Below are 26,670 nucleotides of genomic sequence, written 5' to 3' on the forward strand. Positions count from 1 at the left end.
AAAGAATCCTTAGTTAAGCAGACCATCTGCGGGCGCGCCCGCGTTCGCCATTTGCGCGCCGCCCTGCGGGGCTGATTGCAGAGGATGCGCAAGGAAGTAGTTACGCAGACCGCCATAAATGGCCGCCGCGATTTGCTGTTGGTAATCGTCGCTGGCAAGCAGCCGCTCTTCGCTGCGATTGCTGATAAACCCGGTTTCGACCAGCACCGAGGGAATATCCGGCGAGCGCAGCACGCCAAGGCTCGCATGCTCCGGGCGGCGTTTATGCAGCGCGCCCACGCGCTGCAGCTGGCTCAGCATATTGGTGGCGACATCATAGCCGACACGCTGGGAGTGGCCGAATTGCAGATCGAGCACCGCCTGGCTGAGGTAAGGGTCGGACTGGCTGTTCGCCAGCACATCGCCTGCGCCGCCCAGCAGTTCCGACTGCTTCTCGTGCTGCTCAAGCCAGCTTGCCATTTCGCTGTTCGCACGGCGGTTAGAGAGCACCCACACCGATGCGCCCGTCGCGTCGCGGTTCGGCGCGGCATCCGCATGAATCGAAACCAGGAAGTTGGCGTTCTGTTTACGCGCCACGTCGGAACGGCCCATTACCGAAATAAAGTAGTCGCCGTCGCGGGTCATCACCGGTTTAAACATTGGGTCGGCATTCAGCAAAGCGCGAAGCTTACGCGCAATGGCAATCGTCACGCTCTTCTCCTGCGTGCCGCCTGCGCCAATTGCGCCAGGATCCTGGCCGCCGTGACCGGCATCAATCGCGATAATCACTTTATCACCCGAGGCCGCGCGCGCCTGGGAGGCAGGCCGGGTGGTGGTATTACTGCTCACCACGCTGGTGATGCGATCGTTGTCCGGTTTAAACGGGTTGCGCGCAGGCGCGCTCGGCTGCGGCCTCATAACCGGCGTCTCGGCGCGCTTCACCACCACGGGTGGTGGCGGAGGCGGAGGTGGCGCATCGGCATCGATGGTGAAGACCACCGTATACCCTGCCCCGCTCTGCTGTTTTACCGCGCGGGTTTTGCCGTTTTGCGTCAGGTCGACCACCAGGCGGATCGACTGGTTATCCTTCGCCGTCCCGGCACGGATGCTCTTTACCAGGTTATTCCCGCTGAACTGCAGCGGCAACCCCTGGATAATGCCGGTCTGCTTAATATCGAGCGCCACGCTGCGCTTGCCCTGCTGGCTAAACGCATAGTCAGGATCGCCCATAAAACTGAAGGTAATGCGCGCCTGGCTTTCGCCATTCGATACCTGAATATCCGCTAAACTCGCGGCGTTAACCTGGAAACAGAGCATCAACAGCGTAAGCGCCAACCAACTTGTTATGCGAGAGATCATCCCGTCACCTTTCCTGTTAACCAGCCATACGCGCCAGTAACGATTCGCCCGATGAGGATACCGCGCCAATGCGCGCCTCACGCCCCTGCGCCTGATAATCTAAATGGATTTCAATATCCGGCTCCGGCAATACGCCTGTGCCCTGCTGCGGCCACTCGACGAGGCAGATCGCGTCGTTGGCAAAATAGTCGCGGATGCCCATAAACTCGAGCTCTTCCGGATCGGCAAGCCGATAGAGATCGAAGTGATAGACCATCAGCTTATCGAGGTCGTACGGCTCTACCAGCGTGTAGGTCGGGCTTTTCACATTTCCGTTGTGACCCAGTGCCTGCAGGAAGCCGCGGCTAAAGGTGGTTTTGCCGGCACCAAGATCGCCATACAGATAAATCACCGTTGCGCCCGCGCACGCTTGCGCCACGCGCTGGCCGAGATCGAGGGTGGCTTGTTCATCAGGTAAAGGAATCACGCGATTAATCATTTTCTGTATCAATTACATCCGGGTTAACAACACGCAGCAGCGTGCTAAAAAGATCGGTAGCCAGCATGCCGCGCTGGCCATACTGCGCCGCCCGCAGATCCGCCGCCGCGCCGTGCGCGACGCAGCCTGCAGAGGCAGCATCATACAAACTGAATTTCTGTCCGAGCAGCGCGCCGATAATACCAGAGAGCACATCGCCCATGCCGCCGCTGCCCATTCCGGCATTGCCGGCATCAATAATACCGCATTCGCCTTCCGCGCTCGCCACCACCGTGCCCGCGCCTTTCAGCACTACCACGCCCGCATAGCGTTTTACCAGACGCTGCGCCGAAAGTAAGCGATCACTCTCAATTTCCGCCACGCTGCAGTTAAGCAGACGCGCCGCTTCGCCGGGGTGCGGCGTCAATACGCGATTGTGACGTTTATCGGGGTTGATTGCCAGAAGGTTCAGCGCATCCGCATCCCACAGCATCGGTTTACGGAAGTTCTCCACTTTTTGCAGGGCTTTTTTACCCCACTCCTGCTGACCGAGGCCGGGACCAATCACCACCACGTCGGCCCATTCGAGGCTCTCATCAAGGGACTCTGGAGTAAGTTCATCAACCATAAGCTCCGGCCGCTGGGTGATGATGGGGGCAATGTTCTCGCGGCGCGTCAGAATACGCACCAACCCTGCGCCGGTGCGCAAAGCCGCTTCGCCCGTCATACGGATAGCGCCCGCCGTACCGTGGTCGCCGCCAATAATCACCAGTCGGCCATTATCCCCTTTATGAGAGGTTGGCGGGCGCGGCGTAAACCATTCTGAAAGTTGGCTGGCGTCAAAACGGGAAAGGGGTGGCTGCTGACCATCAAGCCAGGCCTCAAGGCCCAGCGCATGGTGATGCAGTTGCCCTACCACATCGCGCGCTTTGCCGGTAAGCAGGCCTGGTTTCAAAGCAATAAAAGTGATGGTATGGCTGGCCTGAATCACTGCACCGGGTGTGGTGCCGGTCTGCGCATTAAGACCCGAGGGGATATCAAGAGAAATACGCGGCGCAGCGTGCTGGTTGGCGCGCGTAATCAGCGCCGTAACGTTGTCGCGCGGTGCGCTGCTCAAGCCGGTGCCGAGTAGGCCGTCGATAATCAGATCAACACCTTCAGGCCAGAGCGCCTCTTCGGCGTGGATCATGCCGCCAGCATTGAGCCAGGCCTCACGCGCCTGTGCCGCCTCTTCCGGCAGCGGTTTATCGCTCTCGATCGCGATGAGGGTAACCTCAATGCCCGCAGCGGCAGCAAGGCGCGCGACAACATAGCCATCGCCGCCGTTATTGCCATGCCCGCAGAGCACCAGCCAGTGCTTTGTATTGGGAAAGTTATCCCGCGCCAGCTGGAAGGCGGCCTGGCCTGCGCGCAGCATCAATTCATATAACGTAATGCCAAGGCTGTCGGCCGCCTCTTGTTCGAGACGTTTCAGGTCGCCAGCAGGCCAGATGGAGTGTGGTATACTTGCCGCGTTTTTTTTCATCTCTATGGTCCGTCATGTCACAGCCCCTCGATCTCAATCAGTTAGCGCAACAAATCAAGCAATGGGGCACTGAATTAGGTTTTCAGCAGGTCGGTATTACCGATACCGATCTCACCGCCAGCGAGCCGAAGCTGCAGGCGTGGCTGGATAAGCAGTATCACGGCGAGATGGAGTGGATGGCGCGTCACGGTATGATGCGCGCCCGCCCCCATGAGCTTCTCCCCGGCACGCTTCGCGTTATCAGCGTACGTATGAACTACCTGCCGCCGAACGCGGCCTTCGCCAGCACGCTGAAAAACCCGGCGCTCGGCTATGTCAGCCGCTACGCGCTGGGTCGCGATTATCATAAGCTGCTGCGTAGCCGCCTTAAAAAGCTCGGCGAACTGATCCAGCAGCAGTGTGCTTCGCTGAATTTTAGACCGTTTGTCGACTCCGCGCCCATTCTTGAACGGCCGCTGGCGGAAAAAGCCGGGCTTGGCTGGACAGGTAAGCACTCACTTATTCTTAGCCGCGATGCGGGGTCGTTTTTCTTTCTTGGCGAACTGCTGATTGACCTTCCCCTGCCCGTCGATCAACCGGTCGAGGAAGCGTGCGGGCGCTGCGTCGCCTGTATGACCATCTGCCCAACCGGGGCGATTGTCGAGCCCTATACCGTCGATGCGCGTCGCTGTATCTCCTATCTCACCATTGAGTTAGAGGGCGCGATCCCCGAGGAATTCCGCCCGCTTATCGGTAACCGGATTTACGGCTGCGATGACTGCCAGCTTATCTGCCCGTGGAACCGCTTCTCGCAGCTTACGGATGAAGCGGATTTCAGCCCGCGCAAAGCTCTGCACGCACCGGCGTTGATTGAACTGTTCGCCTGGAGTGAAGCGCACTTTTTAAAAGTCACGGAAGGTTCAGCTATTCGCCGTATCGGTCATCTGCGCTGGCTACGCAATATTGCGGTCGCGCTGGGCAATGCGCCGTGGGATGAGGCAAATATCGTGGCGCTGGAGCAGCGACTGGGTGAGCACCCACTTCTTGATGAGCACATAACCTGGGCGATTGCGCAGCAAATTGAGAAGCGTAATGCCTGCGTCGTTGAAGTGCAGCTGCCACAAAAACAGCGCCTGGTGCGGGTGGTGGAAAAGGGTCTGCCGCGCGATGCCTGAGCCATCCACAGCTTGTGAATAAAATAAAAAACACATTACGTTTCAACGTTAACAAATTCGTCAAGCGATCGTGTTAACATTTTGAAATGTTATTTTTATTTTAAAATTCAATGATTTACAAAGAAATAATTTGATAAGCGAAGCAATAGAATCCGGGCTAAGCAAAGCTCGTCCTGTGGATAACTCTGTTCACAATACTTTTTTAGCATGAAAGGAAATCGCCCGCAGCGCGGTTCTTCGCTGTGGATAATTTTTTGGAGATGAAAGATTGGAGCGGGAAACGAGACTCGAACTCGCGACCCCGACCTTGGCAAGGTCGTGCTCTACCAACTGAGCTATTCCCGCATACTTATCTGGCTTGGCTGATTGCCGTGAACCAGTAAATCTGGATGGTGCGTGCCTTGCGGCATTTCAAATTTGGAGCGGGAAACGAGACTCGAACTCGCGACCCCGACCTTGGCAAGGTCGTGCTCTACCAACTGAGCTATTCCCGCATATTTATCAGAGTTCAGTGTCAAAAAACTGAAGCCTGTAAATTGGATGGTGCATTTCAAATTTGGAGCGGGAAACGAGACTCGAACTCGCGACCCCGACCTTGGCAAGGTCGTGCTCTACCAACTGAGCTATTCCCGCTTATCAGCGCTATTTCAACACGTTAAAGCATTTAACCGCTGAAATTTCGTGATGCCGTGTTTCACATTTCTGTGTCTTCACGGGAGGCGCATTATACGAGAAATCATTTCTGCTGCAAGCCCCTGAAAGCAAATTTTCGTTTTTTTTGTTTAACTGCCGATTTAATCGACAAAACGCGCATTTTTGCAGCAAAACCGCGCCAGCACTGGTTTGCAGAGCCGAAAACGACATATCGGCTCTGCGCACTCAGACGCTTACAGTTTAATAAAGTGTTCGCGGTAGTAAGCCAATTCCGCCACCGATTCGCGGATATCATCCAGCGCCTGGTGAGTATTCTGCTTTTTCAGGCCGGTCAGCACTTCCGGTTTCCAGCGGCGCGCCAGCTCTTTCAGGGTGCTGACATCCAGGTAGCGATAGTGGAAGTAGGCTTCCAGCTCCGGCATGTACTTAAACAGGAAACGGCGATCCTGACCGATGCTATTGCCGCAAATGGGCGATTTCCCGGCCGGTACCCACTCTTTCAGAAACTCAATCGTCGCCAGCTCTGCCGCGCGATCGTCAAAGGTGCTCGCTTTAACGCGTTCAACCAGGCCGCTGCCGGTGTGGGTTCGCACGTTCCACTCATCCATCAACGCCAGCTGCGCGTCGGATTGATGCACTGCCATCACCGGCCCTTCCGCCAGGATATTAAGGTTGGCGTCGGTCACCAGTGTCGCGATCTCAATAATGCGATCGCGCTCGGGATCCAGGCCTGTCATTTCGAGATCAATCCAAATGAGGTTGTTTTCATTTGCGCTCATGCTATTTTCCACCCTTATCGCGTCACTATATTCATCTAGAATTGCGTGTATCATAGAGGTTTTGCCCATCCGGGGCGACCAGGAGCCAGCACGATTGAGTAAAAATAAACTCTCCAAGGGACAGCAGCGCCGCGTTAAAGCGAACCATGAGCGCCGACTGAAAACCTCGACGGAGAAACCCGACTACGATGACAACCTGTTTGGCGAAACGGCCGACGGTGTGGTCATTAGCCGCTTTGGTATGCATGCCGATGTAGAATCCGCCGATGGCGATGTGCATCGCTGCAACATTCGCCGCACTATCCGCTCGCTGGTCACCGGCGATCGCGTGGTCTGGCGGCCAGGCAAAGCGGCCGCAGAAGGCGTCAACGTGAAAGGGATCGTCGAAGCGGTGCACGAGCGTACTTCGGTGCTGACGCGCCCGGATTTCTACGATGGCGTTAAACCCATCGCTGCCAATATCGATCAAATCGTTATCGTCTCGGCGATCCTGCCAGAACTCTCACTCAACATTATTGACCGCTATCTGGTGGCCTGCGAAGCGCTGGACGTTGAACCGCTGCTGGTGCTGAATAAAACCGACCTGCTCGATGAAGAGGGCCTGGCGTTCGTTAACGAGCAGATGGATATCTATCGTCATATTGGCTACCGCGTATTGATGGTCTCCAGCCATGCGAAAGATGGCCTTGATCCGCTGATCGCAGCATTGACCGATCGCATCAGCATCTTTGCTGGCCAGTCCGGCGTCGGCAAATCGAGCCTGCTTAATGCGCTGCTCGGCCTCAACGAGGAGCAGATCCTCACCAATGACGTCTCTGACGTTTCAGGTTTGGGCCAGCACACCACCACCGCCGCGCGCCTCTACCACTTCCCGCAGGGCGGCGATGTGATTGATTCTCCGGGCGTGCGCGAGTTTGGCCTCTGGCATCTCGAACCGGAACAAATCACCCACGGTTTTGTCGAATTCCATGATTATCTCGGTCACTGCAAATATCGCGACTGCAAGCACGATACCGATCCCGGTTGTGCTATCCGCGAAGCGGTAGAGAACGGCAAAATCGCGGAGAGCCGCTTCGAAAATTATCACCGTATTCTCGAAAGCATGTCGCAGGTAAAGACGCGTAAAAGCTTTTCTGAATCAGATGACTGACAACTAAGCTAAGCGTCGTTAGAATCGTCCCCCATTTTAAGACTCCGACGCCGCGCGTCGGGTCAGGAACGACAGTAAACAATGGCCTGGAGGCTACCTTGTTAAACTCATTCAAACTTTCGCTTCAATACATTCTGCCGAAACTGTGGCTCACTCGCCTGGCGGGCTGGGGCGCAAGCAAACGTGCAGGCTGGCTGACCAAACTGGTTATCGATCTGTTCGTGAAATACTACAAGGTCGATATGAAAGAGGCGCAGAAGCCGGATACCGCCAGCTACCGCTCTTTTAACGAATTCTTCGTGCGCCCGCTGCGCGACGAGGTGCGCCCGCTCAATACCGATCCGAACGTGCTGGTCATGCCGGCGGATGGCGTAGTCAGCCAGCTTGGCGCGATCGACAATGACAAAATCCTGCAGGCTAAAGGCCATAACTACAGCCTCGAAGCGCTGCTGGCAGGCAACTACCTGATGGCGGACCTGTTCCGTAACGGTAGCTTTGTCACCACCTATCTTTCACCGCGCGACTACCACCGCGTACATATGCCGTGCAACGGCATCCTGCGCGAAATGATCTATGTCCCGGGCGACCTCTTCTCCGTTAACCACTTAACGGCGCAGAACGTACCTAACCTCTTCGCCCGTAACGAGCGCGTTATCTGCCTGTTCGACACTGAGTTTGGCCCGATGGCGCAAATTCTTGTCGGCGCGACCATTGTTGGCAGCATCGAAACCGTCTGGGCGGGCACCGTCACGCCGCCGCGCGAAGGGATCATCAAACGCTGGACCTTCCCGCAAGGTGAAAGCGAAGGCGCGGTCGCGCTGCTGAAGGGCCAGGAGATGGGCCGCTTTAAGCTCGGCTCCACGGTTATCAACCTGTTTGCGCCGGGTAAAGTGCAGCTGGTTGACGCCTTGCGCAGCCTCTCCGTGACCAAAATCGGTCAGCCGCTGGCGCTCTCCACCGAGCCGTTTGTGCCGGTTGATGCGCAGGAGCCTGCACCGCTGCCGGAAGAAGAAATTAAAGCGGAACATGACGCCAACCCATTGGTTGACGACACTAAAGAAGACGTTTAAGCCTCACCCCAGGGAGACTGCAGTGCGCCTGATTATCGCTTTTCTGATGGCCTGGTGCCTCAGCCAGGGAGCCGTTGCCGCAACGGCTCCCGATGCCCGTCAAATTGCCCAGGAGCTGGAGCAAGCCAAAGCGGCGAAAAACACGCCGGACCAGGCGGAAATTGTAGAGACATTGCAAGGCGCGTTGAACGCGCTGGACGAGCGTAAAGGCTCCCTTGAACGCGCCCAGCAGTATCAGGACGTGATCGACAACTTCCCCAAACTTTCCCGCACCCTTCGCGCCCAGCTCGATAATCTGCGCGACGATCCCCCTTCAGTTTCACCCGGCATGAGCAGCGATGCGCTCAACCAGGAGATCCTGCAAGTCAGCAGCCAGCTGCTGGAGAAGACGCGCCAGGCGCAGCAGGAGCAGGAGCGCGCGCGGGAGATCAGCGACTCTTTAAGCCAACTTCCCCAGCAGCAGACCGATGCCCGCCGCCAGGTAACGGAAGTGGAGCGTCGCCTCGGTGCGCAAACCAGTAACTCGGCGCTTGCTCAGGCGCAAAATTTTGCCGCCCAGGCGGAATCGGCAAAGCTGAAGGCGCTGGTGGATGAATTAGAGCTGGCGCAGCTTTCGGCTAACAACCGCCAGGAACTGGCGCGTATGCGCTCGGAACTGGCGCAAAAGCAGAGTGAGCGGCTGGACGCTTATCTACAGGCGCTGCGCAATCAACTCAACAGCCAGCGTCAGCGCGAAGCCGAGCAGGCGCTGGAGAGCACGGAGATGCTGGCGGAGAACAGCGCGAATCTGCCCGCCAGTATCGTCGAGCAGTTCCGTATCAACCGTGAACTCTCACAGGCGCTGAACCAGCAGGCACAGCGCATGGATCTGGTCGCTTCGCAGCAGCGCCAGGCAACCGGGCAAACGCTACAGGTGCGCCAGGCGCTTACGACTCTGCGCGAGCAGTCCCAGTGGCTCGGCGCATCGAATATGCTCGGCGAAGCGCTGCGCGCGCAGGTGGCTCGTCTGCCGGAGATGCCGAAACCGCAGCAACTGGATACCGAAATGGCGCAACTGCGCGTGCACCGCATGCGTTATGAAGATCTCCTCAACAAGCAGCCGCAGCTGCGACAGATTCGCCAGGCGGATGGCAAGGTTCTGACCGCTGAGCAAAACCGTATTCTTGAAGCCCAGCTGCGCACGCAGCGCGAACTGCTCAATTCGCTGTTGCAGGGCGGCGATACGCTGATTCTGGAGTTGACCAAACTTAAAGTTTCCAATAGCCAGCTTGAAGATGCGTTAAAAGAGGTGAATGAGGCGACCCACCGCTACCTCTTCTGGACGGCAGATGTCAGCCCGATGGGCTTCTCCTGGCCGCTTGAGATTGTGCAGGATCTGCGTCGCCTGCTTTCGCTGAACACCATCAGCCAGTTAGGCAAAGCCAGCGCAATGGTGCTGACCAGCAAAGAGACGCTCTTCCCGCTGTTTGGCGCGCTGATTCTGGTGGGGGTGAGTATTTACTCACGTCGCCACTTCACCCGCTTCCTGGAGCGCTCCAGCGCCCGCGTCGGCAAAGTGACCCAGGATCACTTCTGGCTCACCATGCGCACCGTCTTCTGGTCCATTCTGGTGGCGTCACCATTGCCGGTGCTGTGGGCAACGCTCGGCTACTGTTTGCAGGAGGCGTGGCCCTATCCGCTGGCGGTAGCGATTGGCGATGGCGTCACCGCCACCGTGCCGCTGCTGTGGGCAGTGATGATCTGTGCGACTTTCGCGCGCCCAACCGGGCTATTTGTCGTGCACTTCGGCTGGCCGCGAAACCGCGTGGCGCGCGGGTTACGTTACTACCTGATGAGCATCGGCTTTATCGTGCCGCTGATTATGGCGCTGATTATGTTCGATAACCTGAACGACCGGGAATTCTCCGGCTCGCTCGGGCGGCTCTGCTTTATCCTGATTTGCGGTGCGCTGGCGATTGTCACCCTCAGCCTGAAACGTGCCGGCATTCCGCTGTATGTCGATAAGAGCGGCAACGGCGACAATATGGCTAACCATCTGCTGTGGAACCTGCTGCTCTGCGCACCGCTGTCGGCAATTCTCGCTGCCGCGGTCGGTTATCTGGCAACCGCGCAGGCGCTGCTGGCAAGGCTGGAAACCTCCGTTGCTATCTGGTTCCTGCTGCTGGTGGTCTATCACATTATTCGCCGTTGGATGTTTATCCAGCGTCGCCGTCTGGCCTTTGAGCGTGCACGCCACCGCCGCGCAGAGATCCTCGCGCAGCGCGCACGCGGCGAAGAGGATGCCGCCCATCAGCTCAGCACCGAAGGCACCGCCGAAATCGATGAGCAGGAAGTCGATCTCGACGCTATCAGCGTCCAGTCCCTGCGGCTGGTGCGCTCGATCCTGATGCTGATCGCCCTGCTGTCGGTGATCTTCCTCTGGTCTGAGATCCACTCTGCCTTTGGCTTCCTCGAGAATATTCCGCTGTGGGATGTCACCTCAACGGTACAGGGCGTCGAGAGCCTTGAGCCGATTACCCTCGGCGCTGTGCTGATTGCCATCCTGGTGTTTATTATCACCACCCAACTGGTGCGCAACCTCCCTGCTTTGCTTGAACTGGCGCTGTTGCAGCACCTTGAACTGGCGCCGGGGACAGGTTACGCCATCACCACCATCACCAAATATCTGCTGATGCTGTTTGGCGGGCTGGTGGGCTTCTCGATGATTGGTATTGAGTGGTCGAAGTTACAGTGGCTGGTGGCCGCGCTCGGTGTTGGTCTCGGGTTTGGTCTACAGGAGATCTTCGCCAACTTTATCTCTGGCCTGATCATCCTGTTTGAGAAACCGATCCGTATCGGCGATACGGTGACGATCCGCGATTTGACCGGGAGCGTCATGAAGATCAATACCCGAGCGACCACCATCAGCGACTGGGATCGTAAAGAGATCATCGTGCCGAACAGGGCCTTTATCACCGAGCAGTTTATTAACTGGTCGCTTTCGGACTCCGTCACGCGCGTGGTGTTGACGGTGCCCGCACCGGTCGATGCCAACAGCGAAGAGGTGACACAGATCCTTTACACCGCTGCTGAGCGCTGTTCGCTGGTGATTGATAACCCGCCGCCGGAAGTGTTCCTGGTCGATCTGCAGCACGGGCTGCAGCTGTTTGAGCTGCGCATCTACGCGGCTGAGATGGGCCATCGCATGCCGCTGCGCCACGAAATCCACCAGCTTATTCTGGCGGGCTTCCGTGAACACGGCATCGACCTGCCCTTCCCGCCGTTCCAGATGCGCCTTGAGAGCCTCGACGGTAAACGCGCGGCCAAAACGTTGTCTTCAGCGGGGAGAAGCAGCCGCCCGGCGGGCAGCCTGTAACTCTTTGGGTGCCGGCTTATCCGGCCTGCGGAGGGGTTACTCTTCATGCCGGGTGAGGCGTAGCTGCCACCCGGCACAAACGGGGAGTTACGACCGGTCGACGCTAAACGCCATCACTTCTGCCAGCGTTTCAGCCTGCAGCGCCAGCATCACCAGGCGGTCAACGCCCAGCGCAACGCCGGAGCAGTCCGGCAGGCCCGCTTTTAACGCTTCCAGCAAATTGACATCCACCGGCTGCTGCGGCAATCCGCGCGCGGCGCGCTTGCGGTTATCCTGCTCAAAGCGCTGCTGCTGCTCGCGGGCGTCGGTCAGCTCATGGAAGCCGTTCGCCAGCTCAATGCCTTTGAAGTAGACCTCAAACCGCTCCGCGACGCGGTGATCTTCGGTGCTAATCTGCGCCAGCGCCGCCTGGCTTGCCGGGAAGTGGTAAACAAAGGTCGGACGATCTTTACCAATCTGCGGCTCCACACCGATGGTGAACAGCAGTTGCAGCAGGGTATCGCGATCCTCTTCCGTATCGGCAATATTGCTCAGATCCAGCTTTGCCGCCACTTCACGCAACTGGGCTTTATCCGCCGAAAGCGGATCGACCTCCAGATAGCGCTGGAACGCCTGCTGATAGGAGAGTGATTCTGCTGCCGGGCACTCGAGCACCTGTTGCAGCAAATCATCCACCTCATTCATCAAGCGGTACATGTCATAGTGCGGACGATACCATTCGAGCATGGTGAATTCAGGGTTGTGATGACGCCCCATCTCTTCATTACGGAAGCTGCGGCAGAGCTGGAAAACCGGGCCACAGCCCGCGGCCAGCAGGCGCTTCATATGGTATTCGGGGCTGGTCATCAGATAGAGATTGAGGCCCTGAGAGTGGCCGGGGCCAACAAAACGGGTTTCAAACGGGACCAGATGTACATCGGTCACCGTTGCCTGACTCATACAGGGCGTCTCCACCTCCAGTACGCCGCGATCGGCAAAGAAACGGCGAATTTCCGCCATAATTGCCGCGCGTTTCAATAAGTTGGGGATGGATGCGCTCGGCTGCCAGGTTGCCGTCTCGCTCATGGTTCTTTCTCCGATTTCTAACAAGGGCACGAAGTCTACCCGCATCGATCTGGTTAGACAAATTTTGCACAAATAATTTTCATAGCCCTCGTCAATAAATAGATATGAGCTATTTAGAGATGATATCGATCAAGCTGGAAGCCGTATCACGCGGAAGAACAGCAAAACACTCGAACACGTCAAATTTCCCCTCAGTCAATATGGATATACTGCCCGCTACCCCAAAAGGAGCAGTGGACCTCTTCCGTGATGAAGGCAAGCGCACCTGGCTTATCGTTGCGGAACAACAATAATCTGGAGGAATGTCGTGCAAACCTTTCAAGCCGATATCGCTGTGATTGGCGCAGGCGGAGCAGGATTACGCACCGCGATTGCCGCGGCGCAAGCCCACCCCAACGCTAAAATCGCACTGATTTCAAAAGTCTATCCCATGCGCAGCCACACCGTTGCCGCCGAGGGCGGTTCCGCCGCCGTCGCCCAGGATCATGACAGCTTCGAATACCATTTCCACGATACTGTGGCAGGTGGTGACTGGCTTTGCGAACAGGATGTCGTCGACTACTTTGTCCATCACTGCCCCACGGAGATGACCCAGCTTGAACAGTGGGGTTGCCCGTGGAGCCGCCGCGACGACGGCACGGTCAACGTGCGTCGCTTTGGCGGCATGAAGATCGAGCGCACCTGGTTCGCTGCCGATAAAACCGGCTTCCACATGCTGCATACGCTGTTTCAAACCTCGTTGCAGTTCCCGCAAATTCAGCGTTTCGACGAACACTTCGTGCTTGATATCCTGGTGGATGACAACCGCGCGCGCGGCCTGGTCGCGATGAACATGATGGAAGGCACGCTGATTCAGATCCGCGCCAATGCGGTGGTAATGGCCACCGGCGGCGCAGGCCGCGTTTACCGCTATAACACCAACGGCGGCATCGTTACCGGCGACGGTATGGGCATGGCGCTGTCGCACGGCGTGCCGCTGCGCGATATGGAGTTTGTGCAGTATCACCCGACCGGCCTGCCCGGCTCCGGCATTCTCATGACGGAGGGCTGCCGCGGCGAAGGCGGTATTCTGGTGAATAAAAACGGCTATCGCTATTTGCAGGATTACGGCATGGGGCCGGAAACACCGCTCGGCGAGCCGAGAAACAAATATATGGAGCTTGGCCCGCGCGACAAAGTGTCGCAGGCCTTCTGGCACGAGTGGCGCAAAGGCAACACCATCTCCACACCGCGCGGCGATGTAGTGCATCTCGATCTGCGCCACCTTGGCGAGAAGAAGATCAAAGAGCGCCTGCCCTTTATTTGCGAGCTGGCAAAAGCCTATGTCGGCGTCGATCCGATCAAAGAGCCGATCCCGGTGCGCCCGACCGCGCACTACACCATGGGTGGCATTGAGACGGATCAGAATTGCGAATCGCGCATCGCCGGGCTGTTTGCCGTCGGTGAGTGCTCCTCGGTCGGCCTGCACGGCGCGAATCGTCTTGGCTCTAACTCACTGGCGGAACTGGTGGTCTTTGGCCGCCTGGCGGGCGAACAGGCGGTTGAACGCGCCTCAACGGCCCGTCCGGCAAATGACGATGCGCTCAACGCTCAGGCCGCCGATGTTGAACAGCGTCTGAAGACGCTGGTGAACCAGAACGGTACTGAGAGCTGGGCGAAAATCCGCGATGAAATGGGCGAATCGATGGAAGAGGGCTGCGGCATTTACCGTACGCCGGAGCTGATGCAGAAAACCGTCGATAAGCTCGCCGAGTTGCAGGAGCGCTTCAAACGGGTACGCATCACCGACACCTCCAGCGTCTTCAACACCGATATTCTCTACACCCTTGAGCTGGGCCACGGCCTGAACGTTGCCGAATGTATGGCTCACTCGGCGCTGGCGCGCAAAGAGTCGCGCGGTGCCCATCAGCGTCTCGACGAAGGCTGTACCGAGCGCGATGACGTTAACTTCCTCAAACATACGCTCGCGTTCCGTGAGGCGGACGGCACAACCCGCCTCGAGTACAGCGACGTGAAAATCACCACGCTGCCGCCGGCGAAACGCGTCTATGGGGCAGAAGCGGAGTCGGGTGAGAAGAAGGAGACGAACAATGTCTGAGATGAAGAACCTGAAGATTGAAGTGGTGCGCTATAACCCGGAGGTCGACAACGCGCCGCACAGCGCCTTCTACGACGTGCCTTACGATGAAGCCACCTCGCTGCTCGATGCGCTGGGCTATATCAAAGATAACCTCGCGCCGGATCTCAGCTACCGCTGGTCGTGCCGGATGGCGATTTGCGGCTCCTGCGGCATGATGGTCAACAAAGTGCCGAAGCTGGCCTGCAAAACCTTCCTGCGTGACTACACCAAAGGGTTGAAAGTCGAGGCGCTGGCGAACTTCCCGATTGAGCGCGATCTGGTGGTTGATATGACCCACTTTATCGAGAGCCTCGAGGCGATTAAGCCCTATATCATCGGCAATACGCGTACGCCGGATCAGGGGCCGGGCAAGCAGACCCCGGCGCAGATGGCGAAGTATCACCAGTTCTCCGGCTGCATCAACTGCGGTCTCTGCTATGCCGCCTGCCCGCAGTTTGGCCTCAATCCGGAGTTTATCGGCCCGGCGGCGATTACGCTGGCGCACCGCTATAACCTCGACAGCCGCGACCACGGCAAACAAGAGCGCATGGCGCAGCTCAACGGCCAGAACGGCGTGTGGAGTTGTACGTTTGTCGGCTACTGCTCGGAAGTGTGTCCGAAGCACGTCGACCCGGCCGCCGCCATTCAGCAGGGCAAGATTGAGAGTTCGAAAGACTTTCTTATCGCCACCCTGAAACCTCGCTAAGGAGTGCATGATGACGACTAAACGTAAGGCCTGGGTTCGCCCCATGCCGTCAAGCTGGTGGAAAACCCTGCCGTTTTATCGCTTCTATATGCTGCGCGAAGGGACGGCGATCCCGGCGGTCTGGTTCAGCCTGGAACTGCTGTATGGTCTTTTCGCGCTGAAAAACGGTCCGGAGAGCTGGATGGGCTTTGTCGCTTTCCTGCAAAACCCGGTTGTGCTGTTGCTCAACCTGATCGCGCTGGCGGCGGCGCTGCTGCATACCAAAACCTGGTTCGATCTGGCACCGAAAGCGTCGCTTATCATTGTGAAGGGCGAAAAAATGGGGCCAGAGCCGGTGGTAAAAGGGCTATGGGTGGTGGCTGCCGTTGTAACGGTGGTTGTACTGTTTATCGCCCTGTTCTGGTGAGGAATTGATGATGATTAACCCGAATCCAAAACGTTCTGACGAACCGATGTTCTGGGGGCTGTTTGGCGCAGGCGGTATGTGGAGCGCCATCTTCGCCCCGGTGATGATCCTGCTGGTCGGCCTGCTGCTGCCGCTCGGTCTCTTCCCCGGCGAGGCGCTGAGCTACGAGCGCGTTATCGCCTTTGCCCAGAGCTTCATTGGCCGCGCTTTTCTCTTCTTGATGATTGTGCTGCCGGTCTGGTGCGGCCTGCACCGCATCCACCACATGATGCACGATTTGAAAGTGCATCTGCCCCAGGGCAAATGGATTTTCTACGGCCTCGCGGCGATTATTAGTGTCGTTGCGTTAGTCGGCGTGATTTTCCTGTAAAACCCGTCGCTCTCCTGCATGCGCAGGAGAGCAAATTTCCCGCCATCTTCTACACTTACGTAAAAGCCAGGAGGGAGAATACCATGCGTTTACTGCCTATCTTCGCAGCGGTCACCGCTGCTTTTTTAGTCACGGCCTGCAGCACGCCCACACCGCCAAAAGGCGTTACCGTGGTGCAGAATTTCGATACGCAACGCTACTTAGGGAAATGGTACGAGATCGCCCGCTTCGATCACCGCTTTGAGCGTGGTCTGGAGCGCGTCACCGCGACCTACAGCCTGCGCGACGATGGCGGCTTAACCGTTGTCAACCGGGGTTATAACCCGGATCGCGGCAAATGGCAGGAGTCGGTCGGTAAAGCCTACTTCACCGGCGATCCGCGCACTGCATCGCTGAAGGTCTCATTCTTTGGCCCGTTCTATGGCGGCTACAACATCATCTCGCTGGATAAAGAGTATCGCCATGCGCTGATTTGCGGCCCGGATCGCGACTACCTGTGGATCCTCTCCCGCACGCCGACCATTTCGCCCGAGGTGAAAGAGAAGATGCTGGCAGACGCGACCCGTCAGGGTTTCGAAGTGAACAAGCTAATCTGGGTCGATCAGCCCCATTAATGGGCGCTGATTTTTAAGCCAATAATTCCGGCCACAATCAGACAGAGGCTAACGATACGCGCCAGGCTTGCGGACTCGCCGAGTAATACAATCCCGGCGATTGCCGCGCCGACGGCGCCAATGCCGGTCCAGACCGCATAGGCGGTGCCGACCGGCAGGGTTTTCATTGCCCATGAAAGCAGCACGACGCTAATAAGCATCGCCACGACGGTAATAATGCTGGGAGTGATGCGGGTAAAACCGTGGGTATATTTCAGGCCGATAGCCCAGACGACTTCAAGAAGACCGGCGATGACGAGAATAAACCAGGACATGGTTGGCTCCAGTACGGGGCCGTCCCCGAATAAAAAGTGACGCTGTCGGGTCGTCCCGCCAGCCAAGTGATGAGTGTCAGATTTTCCCTTCTTTCCCTGAGGATTTCAACCCCACAAACCCCCATTCATTTTCAGGAAGTTAAAGCAAGAAATAGCCCCTCTTCGCAGCGGAATTCAGGCATTTATTCATCATATCCAGCGAATATGATGAATCGCTTTCCTGGGTACAGGAAGCCGTGCGCCCTCCTCTGACTGCGAAGAAAAATATGTTCAAAATGCTTGTGATTGATCGCTGTTACTTCACCCGCTCAGGGATGGAATCCTGGCTCAATCAAATTGATTTATTTCCCGCCGCTTTTCTGGTTACCGCGCTGCATAATTTGATGCTGGCGAAAGAGCATATTGTTCAGTGGCAGCCGGATTTGGTCATTATTGATTTACACAGTTTTAAAGATGAAATTCATCATATTCAACAACTTGCATCGCTCTTCTCGGTATGTGGTGCATCCTGCCAGGTGATGCTACTGGAGTCGGGCCACGACACACAGCTGTCGGCGTTTTGCGCGCAATTCCCGATTGCGGCGATCCTGCAAAAGACGGATCCGCTGGAAAAAGTGGCGCAGGCCATTGATAAGATGATGCAGGCGCGTCCGATCAGGCAGTCACGGCGAGTCGTAACGCCGCTATTAACGCGTCAGGAAGAGAAGGTATTAACCCTGTGGATGGAAGGCAGAGATAACGCAGCAATCGCAGCAAACATGAGGATCAACGGAAAAACCGTTTATACCTACAAAAGAAATATTCGTATGAAACTGGGGATGGGAAACCGCTTTACGCCGTTTTTGTCACTACCAGAGGCAAACTAACGGTACGGCACAGGCCGTACCGGCAGTCATCACTGTTGTGCTTTGGTCGCAGCGCCAGAAATTGCGCTACCGCCATCGGAGATATCTTCGCCGACGCCACGGGTGGTATTACACGCCGTCAGCACGGATGAAAGAACCAGTACAGAAAAGATCGCAACAAATGTCTTCTTAACCATAATATCTTCCTTTTATTGTCAATATCGTTTGTGTATAGCCACTTAAGCATAGACAAATTCCCGAAAAGCAACGGGAAAAAAGCGGATTTTTAAGACGAAAGGAAGTTATTAGCTGGCGGCATGCGAAATGATATGACCAAGCGTCTGCACATCTTCGCCGATACCGCGCGCGGTATTGCAGCCTGCAAGCAGTGCGCAGCTGATAAGCAGCAGTGAGAGGAGTTTTGCGAGACGTTGCATGATCCGGGCCTCAACGAACCCGCGACGCAGCAGAGCGCTACGTCGCGGTTGCGCGCATTACTTCACGCGAGATACATATTCGCCGGAGCGGGTATCAACTTTGATCACTTCGCCAACCTGTACGAACAGCGGCACTTTAACCACAGCGCCGGTGCTCAGGGTAGCCGGTTTGCCGCCGGTACCTGCGGTATCACCTTTCAGGCCTGGATCGGTATCAACGATTTCCAGTTCAACGAAGTTCGGCGGCGTAACGGAGATCGGCTGGCCGTTCCACAGCGTCACGATGCACTCGGCCTGATCCAGCAGCCATTTTTCGCTGTCACCAATCGCTTTTTTATCAGCAGAGAGCTGCTCAAAAGTTTCGTTGTTCATGAAGTGCCAGAACTCACCGTCGTTGTAGAGGTAAGTCAGGTTCATATCAATAACGTCCGCGCCTTCAGCCGAGTCGGTAGACTTGAAGGTTTTCTCAACGCGGGTACCGGTCAGCAGACGACGCAGTTTAACGCGTGCGAACGCCTGGCCTTTGCCCGGTTTCACGAATTCGCTGGCCTCAACCGCGTACGGTTCACCGTCCATCATGATTTTAAGACCGGCACGAAAATCGTTGCTATAGTAAGTCGCCATAAGGCCCTCTGAAATTGTTAACTGGTAGCTTAGCCAAAAAAATGGCACACATTGTAACCCTAAAATCCCCTTCCAGAGAAGATTGGTTATTGCAACTTGCCGATGTAATCACCGATCCCGATGAACTGCTACATATTTTAAATATAGAACCTGATGAAGCCCTGCTGCGCGGACGCGAAGCAAAGCGGCTTTTCCCGCTGCGGGTGCCGCGGGCGTTTGTCGCGCGCATGCGCAAAGGCGATGTCAACGATCCGCTTTTGCGTCAGGTACTTACCACCAGCGAAGAGTTTATCTCCGCGCCGGGTTACAGCACCGATCCGCTGGATGAGCAGAGCAGCGTAGTGCCAGGTCTGCTGCACAAATACCGCAACCGTGCGCTGCTACTGGTAAAAGGCGGCTGTGCGGTAAATTGTCGCTACTGTTTCCGTCGCCACTTCCCGTATGCCGATAATCAGGGCAACAAGCGGAACTGGCAGGGCGCGCTGGACTATATCGCCGCGCACCCGGAGCTGGATGAGATCATTTTTTCCGGCGGCGATCCGCTGATGGCCAAAGATCACGAGCTTGAGTGGTTGATCGCGCAACTGGAAGCCATTCCACACCTTAAGCGCCTGCGCATCCATAGCCGCTTGCCGATTGTGATCCCGGCGCGTATCACCGATACGCTGGTTGCCCGTTTCGCCCGCTCCTCGCTGCAAATTTTGCTGGTGAACCATATCAACCACGCGCAGGAGATTGGCGACGATTTCCGTGCGGCAATGGCGCAGCTGCGCCAGGCGGGCGTCACGCTGCTCAACCAGAGCGTGCTGCTGCGCGGCGTGAATGACAATGCGCAGACGCTGGCGGATCTCAGCAACGCCTTATTTGACGCCGGCGTGCTGCCTTACTATCTGCATGTGCTGGATAGGGTAGAGGGCGCGGCGCACTTTATGGTGAGTGATGAAACGGCGCGGGAGATTATGCGTGAGTTACTGACGCTGGTGTCGGGGTATATGGTGCCGAAGCTGGCGCGGGAGATTGGCGGTGAGCCGAGTAAAACGCCGCTGGATCTACAACTGCGTCAACAGTAAAAAAAAGCACGGTCGCGAAATACGCAACGCGACCGTGAAAAAGCGCTTGCACGGGAAACAAGCGCGTGTCGGAACTTTAAAAGGTCTCCCAGCCCTCATCGGTGCCGCCGGCAGGTGCCAGACGCGCACGCTGTACGGGTGCTTTCACTGTGCTGGCGCTGGCGCGAGCCGGCTGCTGGCCCGGTAAACGGAACACATCCACCAGCTGCTGCAGTTTCGTGGCCTGCTCTTCAAGGCTACCCGCTGCCGCCGAGGACTCCTGCACCAGCGAGGCGTTCTGCTGAGTAGTGGTATCCATTTCAGACATCGCCTGCGCAATCTGACCGATGCCACGGTTCTGCTCATCAGAGGCGGCGGCGATCTCCTGCATCAAATCCTTCACCTGCATAACGGAGTTAACGATGCCGCTCATGGTTTCACCAGCCAGATCCACCTGACGGGAACCCTCCTGCACATAGTTCACCGATTCGCTGATCAAGGTTTCAATCTCTTTGGCTGCCTGCGCGCTGCGCTGGGCCAGAGAGCGAACTTCGCCCGCTACCACCGCAAAGCCGCGGCCCTGATCCCCTGCCCTTGCCGCTTCTACCGCCGCGTTCAGCGCGAGGATGTTGGTCTGGAAAGCGATGCCGTTAATCACCGAGGTGATTTCAGAGATGCGTTTTGAACTCTCCATAATGTCTTTCATACGGTTTACCGCCACGCTGACCACGGTGCCGCCCTGTGCAGCGGTATCGGAAGCGGTAATCGCCAGCTGGCTCGCCTGATGGGCGTTCTCGGCGTTCTGTTTCACCGTCGAGCTCAGCTCTTCCATGCTGGCGGCCGTTTCAACAACTGCTGCCGACTGCTGTTCGGTACGTGCTGAGAGTTCGTTATTGCCTAACGCAATCTCATTCGCTGCCGTATTCACCGAGCTTGAAGCGGCGCGCACCATCTTCAGCGACTCAGAGACACGCTCAACCAGCAGGTTAAACGCGGCGACCGCACGGCCAATCTCATCCATCCGTCCGGTTGTCAGCGCCTGGCTCAGATCCAGTTTCTCGCTGATATTTTCCATCCCATCGCGCATATCGTTAAGACGACGCTTGATGTTAAGCACGGTAAAGAGACCAAACAGACCGAGAATAAGAGTCGCGGCCAGCGTGGCGCTAATCGATAAAACCATTGAGCGGTTAATCAGGCTGGAGTTAGCAGACACCGCGTTATTTACCAAATTGCTGTTATAGGCGACCTGATCGGTAAAGTCGTTAATTAATATGGCAATACTGTCAGCAACCGGCCCACCTTTACGCATAGCCTGAATAATGGCAGCCCGATCATTACTCTCTGAGACTTTAAAAAATTGATCCATTACTGCGCGAAACTTTTCTAAATCGCCCAGCGTTTTATTCGACATCTCCTGATCGTGTTGATCGGAAACCAGATCTTTAATGTAACCCTGGTGCATGGCGTAAACATCGTCATACAACTTTAATGCGTTCTGTTTGATTTCCGCCATCCCGGCAGGTTCTTCAGTCAGACCATGAACGAAGAGCTGGCCGCGGATCGTCAGCACTTTCAGCATCTCTTTGTTCATCATATCGAGGCTGGGTAAGGTATTTTCTTTAAAGTTCGTTTGCGACTCACCCAGTTTCGATAAAGAAAATATCGCAATCAGGTTTGTGCCGATAAGGCTTAAAATCAGTAACGAGAAAGCAAGTAACAATCTTTTTGTAATATTCATTGGTAACTCCCGACACGTCATACAAGAAATAGTATTGTTTTTTCACACTCCCTCGCGTTTTGTCCTGAAGTGAATATCGGCAGCGAAAATTATTACTTTATTCCGATATATCCTCTTTTTAAAAAAAAGATCAGATTTATGGAAATATAATTAAAAAAAGCATCAAGCTTAAGAAAACTTAATATTCAGAGAGACGAAATTTAATTAGCAGGAAAATTATAATCGTCTTATTTACAAGCAGAGAATAAATAACAGCGATGGGAAAAATATCAGTACTTTCAGCGCGCCCGCCATCACTGGCGGGCAGAAGGGAGAAAAATCAGTTAGGGCATTTGTAAACCTGAGCGTTCATTTCGCTGGCGGTCGGCACAAAGCTCGACAGCACGCCCTGCGTCGGGCTGCTTACGTTATAGAGCACGTTACCGCCCATAGCGGCGGCCTGGTTGCGCAGAGCATTTGCCGCGCCGCGCATTGAGCCGCCCTCTTCGCCGTGCTGGCCAGAGAGCCAGTTGCTCTGCTTGCCGCTGGCGGTGCCGAGATACTTGCACTGCGCGGCGGGCTTATCTTCCACAAAACGCACGTTCTGGCCGCCTGCGGTGAGATCATTGCTGCTGCTGCAACCCGCCAACAGAAACGCTGCGCCAACCATTCCCGCCAAATATTTTACCGACATGTTATTCCCCGTAATCAATGAGCTGGACGCGGTTCGTCCGTGTCTAAACCTTATACTAAAAAGATGACTAAAAGAAAAACGTCGCCATCGCAGCTCAGATAAATCAGCGGAAAATTGCAAAAAAGCCCCGCCAGTTACGGCAGGGCTTGCAGAGATTAACAGCCATCAAATTTATACGGCGGGCCGGATGAGGTGGTGCCAACGGTTTCGACATTCACGCTGCCCTGCGGGTCAACGTTAAGTCTGAACACGTGCCACAACGTATTACGCTGCGATCCGCTGGCGTTTTCCACCGCCCAGTTCCAGCTGCGACCATCCGACAGCGAAAGCGTCACCTTCGCTCCCGTCATCAGCGGGCCGGTTGCCGGTTGGCTGTTGTGTACTGAGTAACAGTACGCGCCGGGGTGGAAATTACCAATCGAGACGGTTTCCGGGCCATAGCCATTGCGCACGTCATTCTCCAGCCCCGCTTCTGCGCCGACCGGGTGCGTCGTCATATAGTAGACATGCTGCCGGGCACCGCCGGGATTGCTCGCTTTTGGCGGCACAATCAGGTGCGCGTCGAGATTCGCCGGCGTGGCGTTCCAGCTGACAACAATCTTCGCCACTGCGCCCTTCAGGCGATGCGTCAGGGTGAAATCCTGGGCAAAGAGAGTTCCTCTGACGACCGTGATCGTGGTTTGCAACGGGAAGTAGTCCGGCGCGGTGACCTCAACATAGTAGCTCCCTGACAAGACATTGAGGCTGTAGCTGCCGTTACTGTTGGCCTGGGTGGAGTAGACCGGCTGCGCGTCGCCTTTGCTATGAAAGAGTTTGATCTCAGCGCCGGGCACGACAACCGGTGCAGGGTTACTGTAGCCCCATACCGCCTGGGCTCCCCACACGCCGCCGCGCAGGTTGACCTGCTGCGGATGGAAGCTCACCGTCTTGTCCGCATCAATGCTGGCCTCGTTATTAAGCGACGCGGAAACCTGCACATTCACCACATCTGTCGTGGTGCTCTCAAGCAGAGCGGCGGCGATCCCCTCATCGTTGGTCACGCTCAGGCTGTTGATGGTGGCGGCAACGCCTTTATCCTGTAACCACTGCACCGTCGCGCCGCTGACCGGGTTGTTATTGACGTCTTTGACCCGCGCATGGAAGGTAAAGCTGTCTGTGCCGTTGGCGATTTTATCAGTGGTTGATCCCTCCAGCGTGACGCTCGCCAGCGCAGCGGTCGAGATATCGCCGATAAAGTCGACCGCTTTACTGGCCGAGGTTCCCGCCACGCGGGCCGTTACGGTAAACCGCCCGGCGCGCAGGCTGTTAACGCTGGTGGTTACCTGACCATCCAGATTGCTCACCCCCTGTGTGCGGGTCAGCACCGCGCCAGCGCTGACGGTGAAATCAACGGTGATACCGCTCAGCCGGTTCCCCTTCACATCGGTCACCGTCGCCGAGAGGCTATTGACCGCATTGCCATTCGCCACCGCGCCGTTGCTCTCCACCACCAGGTTGGCATCGGAGATTTGCGCCGTGACCACATCGGCAATGAATAGCGTCGCTTTGCTCAGGGTGCTGCCGTTTACCGTTGCGGTCACCGTGTAGAGGCCAGCGATATCGCTAACCACCGTGGTTTGCGCCTGCCCATCCGGCCCGGTAATGGCGGTCGTCGCGGCAAGGGTTGCGCCTGGCGACACGCTAAAGTTGACGGTAACACCGGGGATCGGGTTGTCATTAGCATCGACAACGGTGGCCGTGACGCCATTCGGCGCAATACCGTTAGCGATCGCGCCATCGGGCGAGATAAGCAGGTTTTCATTGGGCAGCTGTGCGGTGGTGCTGTCAGCAATAAAGCGGGTGCTCACCTGCGCGGCCTGCGGCGTGCCAACCAGTTTCGCCGTGGCGTTAAAGGTTCCCGCCCGGCGGCTGGTTAAGGTGGTTTGCGCCACGCCTTGCGCATCGGTAAGCGCCTGCGCGGGCAGAACGCTGACCGGGCTGTCGGGAATAAACTGTATCGCCATGCCCGGCACCGGGTTGCCAAACGCATCGGCAATACGGACCGTCATAACGCTGCCCGCCTGGCCATTGGCCAGCGCATCTTGCGCCACGCGGCTCTCGATAAAGCGGGCGCTCTGGCGATCGACACTGAAGTTGACGGTTTGCGTCAGCGCCTGGCCATTAACCGTCGCGGTAATCTGCGTCGCCACCGCGCGCGTATGCGTGAGTAGTAACGTCGCCTGACCACGCGCATCGGTCAGCACCGCATTGCCGCCAATCAGCGTCGCGCCGTTATCCGCCGCGAAGCCCACCGCGTAGTTCGCCAGCGGGTTGCCATAGCGGTCAGTAACTGTCGCACGCACCGCATTGGCCTGCTTTCCATCCGCCAGCGCGTTATCAGTCATAATGTCGAACGCGGAAAGCGTGGCGGTGGCGGTATCGGCGATAAACATTACCCGCGCGCTGCTGCTGTTACCATTGCGTAACGTGGCGGAGACCACCCCTTCACCCGCAACGCGGCTCTTCAGCTTCACCGTCGCCAGACCCTGGCTGTCGCTCACCGCGCTGAGCGAGGTATTATCCTGCCCCTGGTCGTTAAACAGCGTGGCCGCCGGTTTGCCTTTGCTGTCGGCAAGCTGAGCAATATGGAACGTGACGCGCTGCCCGGCGACCGGCTGTCCCTCCTTCACCACGCTTGCCGTCAGGGTAAAAGCCTGCTGGTTATCAGCCAGCTGCGGTGCGGTGGGCGTCAGGGCGATCGGCGCGACCGTTTCGCTGGCGCGCATCACGCGGAGTGTAGTGGTCGCAGGCGTGGCGCGGTTGCCGTTTTTATCAACGCCAACCGCGGTCAGCACATACTCCTGCGCGACGCTGGCGGCTTCGCTGCGCGTGGCGCGATAGGCCGGAACCTGCACATGGAGTGCGGTCAATGCCGGTTGTTGCCAGCTGCCGCCGTTGGCGGCAAAGTTCGCCGAGGCGCTCCACTCAATACGCTCAAGACCATACTTCGCTTTGCTAATCGTCACCGGGATGGTCAGCGTCGTGCCTGCTTCCGCGGTGAGCTGCTTTGGCAGCGAGAGCACCACCAGCGGCTGCTTGCGGTACTGCATCACGATGTCGTAATTGCGATCGACAAGGGCGTATTTGCTGCCGATCAGGCTGCGGTGCAGATCGACATTGTCGGCAGAGATCTGCCGCCACAGCGGCACACCGAAGCGGTAGTTCAGTGCCATATCAAGGCGTGTATCCTGGCTATCACCAAAGGTGCGCTCGCCGGAGAGCGTCAGTAGCGGAAACGGCGTGTAGTTAAGTCCGAGCGTGATCGCAGAGGGGTTACGTTGCAGATCGCCCGGCCCGCTGGCAGGCGTGAGGGCGATGCCTTTACCGAAGTAGTGCTCATATTTCAGCTTTGCTCCCCACTGCGGGTGCGCAGGCAGCCAGCCGTCGAGGCGGACATCAATACCGTTTGCCGGGCGTTCGTCATACTCTTTCATGCCTTTTAGCGTCGAGGCGTGCCAGCCGGTGAGGCCATAATAGGCGTTGGCTGAGAGCTTCAGATAATCGGCCCAGGCTTCGCCACCGATGCCAAGACGCGCATTCTTGCCGCTGTAGTCATAGTCGTAAAATGCATTGATGCCCAGCATGCCGCCTGCCAGCAGGTGACGGTAGCCCAGGCCAACGTTGCCAATGTTGCGCGCCTCGCTTTTGCGCAGCCCCCACTGGCTGAACAGCAGCTGTCGTTCACTCTCCAGCAGCGGCAGCAGCAGATCGCCGCTCACCTTCCCTTTGCTGTCCAGCGACGCGCTGACGCTGCCTTTTTGATCCATCCAGTCGCTAAGCTGTTGGTTGATCACCCCTTCGCCAAGGCTGCGGGCGTAGGCAAAGGCTGAGCGGCTAACATCTTCCGACATCAGTAGCTGCGCGGCCTGCGTCGCTTTCGGTGCCAGCCACGCCTCGGCCGTTGTCGGTTCAACCGGCTGCGGCGGCTCTATATTTAGCGTTGGCAGAGGCGGATTATTTTGCGGCTGGGGTGCAACCGCCGGTGAAATAGCGTGGGATAACATTCTGGGCTCGCTGATGAGCGCCTGTAGCCCGGCCATGGTTTCATCCATGCTGCGGTAATCAGCATATTCCGTTGCCTGCGCCACAGAGATGAAGGGAAAAAAGAGTGGGCTGAATAACTGGAGCGCGATAATTCCCCACGCGGTACCACGCTTCCAGCCGGGAAGTTGTCTGGTTTTCATTA

24 protein-coding genes and 3 tRNA genes are annotated in these 26,670 nt (G+C 57.0%); 12 read left to right on the forward strand and 15 right to left on the reverse strand.

The genetic code is table 11. The features are described 5' to 3' along the window. Positions 1-9: 9 nt before the first annotated feature. The 3 genes from amiB to nnr are packed head-to-tail and all read right to left on the reverse strand — an operon-like array spanning position 10 to position 3,320. Positions 10-1,338 (reverse strand): N-acetylmuramoyl-L-alanine amidase AmiB, encoded by a 1,329-nt coding sequence (gene amiB / locus BWI95_RS03385; protein ID WP_054803038.1) that lies wholly within the window; start codon positions 1,336-1,338, stop codon positions 10-12. A 16-nt stretch (positions 1,339-1,354) separates the two neighbouring features. Then, complete coding sequence (tsaE, locus tag BWI95_RS03390; RefSeq protein WP_054803039.1) at positions 1,355-1,816, reverse strand: tRNA (adenosine(37)-N6)-threonylcarbamoyltransferase complex ATPase subunit type 1 TsaE; 462 nt, start codon at positions 1,814-1,816, stop codon at positions 1,355-1,357. Beyond that, a complete protein-coding gene (gene nnr, locus BWI95_RS03395; protein WP_076769006.1) occupies positions 1,809-3,320 on the reverse strand; it encodes a bifunctional ADP-dependent NAD(P)H-hydrate dehydratase/NAD(P)H-hydrate epimerase in 1,512 nt (503 codons plus the stop codon). The genes tsaE and nnr overlap by 8 nt, the downstream gene beginning before the upstream one ends. Positions 3,321-3,334: 14 nt before the next feature. On the opposite strand from nnr, the gene queG reads away from it, so the two are divergent. Then, on the forward strand, positions 3,335-4,474 hold the full coding sequence (gene queG, locus BWI95_RS03400; RefSeq protein WP_054803040.1) for a tRNA epoxyqueuosine(34) reductase QueG: 1,140 nt from the start codon (positions 3,335-3,337) through the stop codon (positions 4,472-4,474). Positions 4,475-4,743: 269 nt separating this feature from the next. On the opposite strand, the gene BWI95_RS03405 is transcribed toward queG, so the two are convergent. The 4 genes from BWI95_RS03405 to orn all read right to left on the reverse strand — a co-directional run bounded on the left by BWI95_RS03405 (position 4,744) and on the right by orn (position 5,907). Further along, positions 4,744-4,819, reverse strand: a tRNA-Gly gene (locus tag BWI95_RS03405). 73 nt (positions 4,820-4,892) lie between these two features. Further along, positions 4,893-4,968 (reverse strand) — tRNA-Gly (locus BWI95_RS03410). Positions 4,969-5,031: 63 nt separating this feature from the next. Further along, positions 5,032-5,107 (reverse strand) — tRNA-Gly (locus BWI95_RS03415). Between the two features lie 254 nt (positions 5,108-5,361). After that, positions 5,362-5,907 (reverse strand): oligoribonuclease, encoded by a 546-nt coding sequence (orn, locus tag BWI95_RS03420; protein WP_023478488.1) that lies wholly within the window; start codon positions 5,905-5,907, stop codon positions 5,362-5,364. Positions 5,908-6,001: 94 nt separating this feature from the next. Between orn and rsgA the strand changes: the two genes are divergently transcribed. From rsgA to mscM, 3 genes are all read left to right on the forward strand, one after another. After that, positions 6,002-7,057 (forward strand): small ribosomal subunit biogenesis GTPase RsgA, encoded by a 1,056-nt coding sequence (rsgA, locus tag BWI95_RS03425; RefSeq protein ID WP_054803041.1) that lies wholly within the window; start codon positions 6,002-6,004, stop codon positions 7,055-7,057. Between the two features lie 98 nt (positions 7,058-7,155). Next, positions 7,156-8,127 (forward strand): archaetidylserine decarboxylase, encoded by a 972-nt coding sequence (gene asd / locus BWI95_RS03430; protein ID WP_076769007.1) that lies wholly within the window; start codon positions 7,156-7,158, stop codon positions 8,125-8,127. Between the two features lie 22 nt (positions 8,128-8,149). Further along, entirely contained in the window at positions 8,150-11,482 is a 3,333-nt protein-coding gene (gene mscM / locus BWI95_RS03435; protein ID WP_076769008.1) for a miniconductance mechanosensitive channel MscM, read from the forward strand. A gap of 87 nt (positions 11,483-11,569) precedes the next feature. On the opposite strand, the gene epmA is transcribed toward mscM, so the two are convergent. Continuing rightward, positions 11,570-12,547: an elongation factor P--(R)-beta-lysine ligase gene (gene epmA / locus BWI95_RS03440; RefSeq protein WP_054803042.1), complete on the reverse strand. Its 978-nt coding sequence runs from the start codon at positions 12,545-12,547 to the stop codon at positions 11,570-11,572. 104 nt (positions 12,548-12,651) lie between these two features. On the opposite strand from epmA, the gene BWI95_RS23220 reads away from it, so the two are divergent. The 6 genes from BWI95_RS23220 to BWI95_RS03465 all read left to right on the forward strand — a co-directional run bounded on the left by BWI95_RS23220 (position 12,652) and on the right by BWI95_RS03465 (position 16,762). After that, entirely contained in the window at positions 12,652-12,840 is a 189-nt protein-coding gene (locus BWI95_RS23220; RefSeq protein WP_156884886.1) for a hypothetical protein, read from the forward strand. A gap of 14 nt (positions 12,841-12,854) precedes the next feature. After that, a complete protein-coding gene (frdA, locus tag BWI95_RS03445) occupies positions 12,855-14,645 on the forward strand; it encodes a fumarate reductase (quinol) flavoprotein subunit (RefSeq protein WP_076769009.1) in 1,791 nt (596 codons plus the stop codon). After that, positions 14,638-15,372, forward strand: coding sequence for a succinate dehydrogenase/fumarate reductase iron-sulfur subunit (locus tag BWI95_RS03450; protein WP_054803043.1), 735 nt, complete (start codon positions 14,638-14,640; stop codon positions 15,370-15,372). The genes frdA and BWI95_RS03450 overlap by 8 nt, the downstream gene beginning before the upstream one ends. A 10-nt stretch (positions 15,373-15,382) precedes the next feature. Continuing rightward, positions 15,383-15,778 (forward strand): fumarate reductase subunit FrdC, encoded by a 396-nt coding sequence (gene frdC / locus BWI95_RS03455; protein ID WP_054803044.1) that lies wholly within the window; start codon positions 15,383-15,385, stop codon positions 15,776-15,778. A 10-nt stretch (positions 15,779-15,788) separates the two neighbouring features. Further along, entirely contained in the window at positions 15,789-16,148 is a 360-nt protein-coding gene (gene frdD, locus BWI95_RS03460; RefSeq protein ID WP_054803045.1) for a fumarate reductase subunit FrdD, read from the forward strand. An 83-nt stretch (positions 16,149-16,231) separates the two neighbouring features. Then, complete coding sequence (locus tag BWI95_RS03465) at positions 16,232-16,762, forward strand: lipocalin family protein (RefSeq protein ID WP_042718507.1); 531 nt, start codon at positions 16,232-16,234, stop codon at positions 16,760-16,762. Here BWI95_RS03465 and sugE read toward each other — a convergent pair. Further along, a complete protein-coding gene (gene sugE, locus BWI95_RS03470) occupies positions 16,759-17,076 on the reverse strand; it encodes a quaternary ammonium compound efflux SMR transporter SugE (protein ID WP_023478475.1) in 318 nt (105 codons plus the stop codon). The two genes, BWI95_RS03465 and sugE, sit on opposite strands and share 4 nt — an antisense overlap. Before the next feature lie 266 nt (positions 17,077-17,342). Here sugE and BWI95_RS03475 point away from each other — a divergent pair, with 266 nt between their 5' ends. Then, on the forward strand, positions 17,343-17,942 hold the full coding sequence (locus BWI95_RS03475; RefSeq protein WP_054803046.1) for a helix-turn-helix transcriptional regulator: 600 nt from the start codon (positions 17,343-17,345) through the stop codon (positions 17,940-17,942). Between the two features lie 29 nt (positions 17,943-17,971). On the opposite strand, the gene ecnB is transcribed toward BWI95_RS03475, so the two are convergent. The 3 genes from ecnB to efp all read right to left on the reverse strand — a co-directional run bounded on the left by ecnB (position 17,972) and on the right by efp (position 18,982). Further along, positions 17,972-18,118 (reverse strand): lipoprotein toxin entericidin B, encoded by a 147-nt coding sequence (ecnB, locus tag BWI95_RS03480; RefSeq protein ID WP_023478333.1) that lies wholly within the window; start codon positions 18,116-18,118, stop codon positions 17,972-17,974. Positions 18,119-18,226: 108 nt separating this feature from the next. Continuing rightward, positions 18,227-18,358: an entericidin A/B family lipoprotein gene (locus tag BWI95_RS03485; protein ID WP_034811937.1), complete on the reverse strand. Its 132-nt coding sequence runs from the start codon at positions 18,356-18,358 to the stop codon at positions 18,227-18,229. Positions 18,359-18,415: 57 nt separating this feature from the next. Further along, positions 18,416-18,982, reverse strand: a complete 567-nt coding sequence (efp, locus tag BWI95_RS03490) for an elongation factor P (RefSeq protein ID WP_076769010.1) — start codon at positions 18,980-18,982, stop codon at positions 18,416-18,418. 41 nt (positions 18,983-19,023) lie between these two features. On the opposite strand from efp, the gene epmB reads away from it, so the two are divergent. Next, positions 19,024-20,052, forward strand: a complete 1,029-nt coding sequence (epmB, locus tag BWI95_RS03495; RefSeq protein ID WP_054803047.1) for an EF-P beta-lysylation protein EpmB — start codon at positions 19,024-19,026, stop codon at positions 20,050-20,052. Between the two features lie 76 nt (positions 20,053-20,128). Here epmB and BWI95_RS03500 read toward each other — a convergent pair whose 3' ends face one another. The 3 genes from BWI95_RS03500 to BWI95_RS03510 all read right to left on the reverse strand — a co-directional run bounded on the left by BWI95_RS03500 (position 20,129) and on the right by BWI95_RS03510 (position 26,668). Continuing rightward, positions 20,129-21,772, reverse strand: a complete 1,644-nt coding sequence (locus BWI95_RS03500; protein WP_076769011.1) for a methyl-accepting chemotaxis protein — start codon at positions 21,770-21,772, stop codon at positions 20,129-20,131. Between the two features lie 319 nt (positions 21,773-22,091). Next, complete coding sequence (locus tag BWI95_RS03505) at positions 22,092-22,445, reverse strand: DUF4156 domain-containing protein (protein WP_042718501.1); 354 nt, start codon at positions 22,443-22,445, stop codon at positions 22,092-22,094. Between the two features lie 155 nt (positions 22,446-22,600). Continuing rightward, positions 22,601-26,668, reverse strand: coding sequence for an Ig-like domain-containing protein (locus tag BWI95_RS03510; protein ID WP_076769012.1), 4,068 nt, complete (start codon positions 26,666-26,668; stop codon positions 22,601-22,603). Positions 26,669-26,670 lie beyond the last annotated feature (2 nt).

The organism is Kosakonia cowanii JCM 10956 = DSM 18146 (assembly GCF_001975225.1).
Taxonomy (GTDB): domain Bacteria; phylum Pseudomonadota; class Gammaproteobacteria; order Enterobacterales; family Enterobacteriaceae; genus Kosakonia; species Kosakonia cowanii.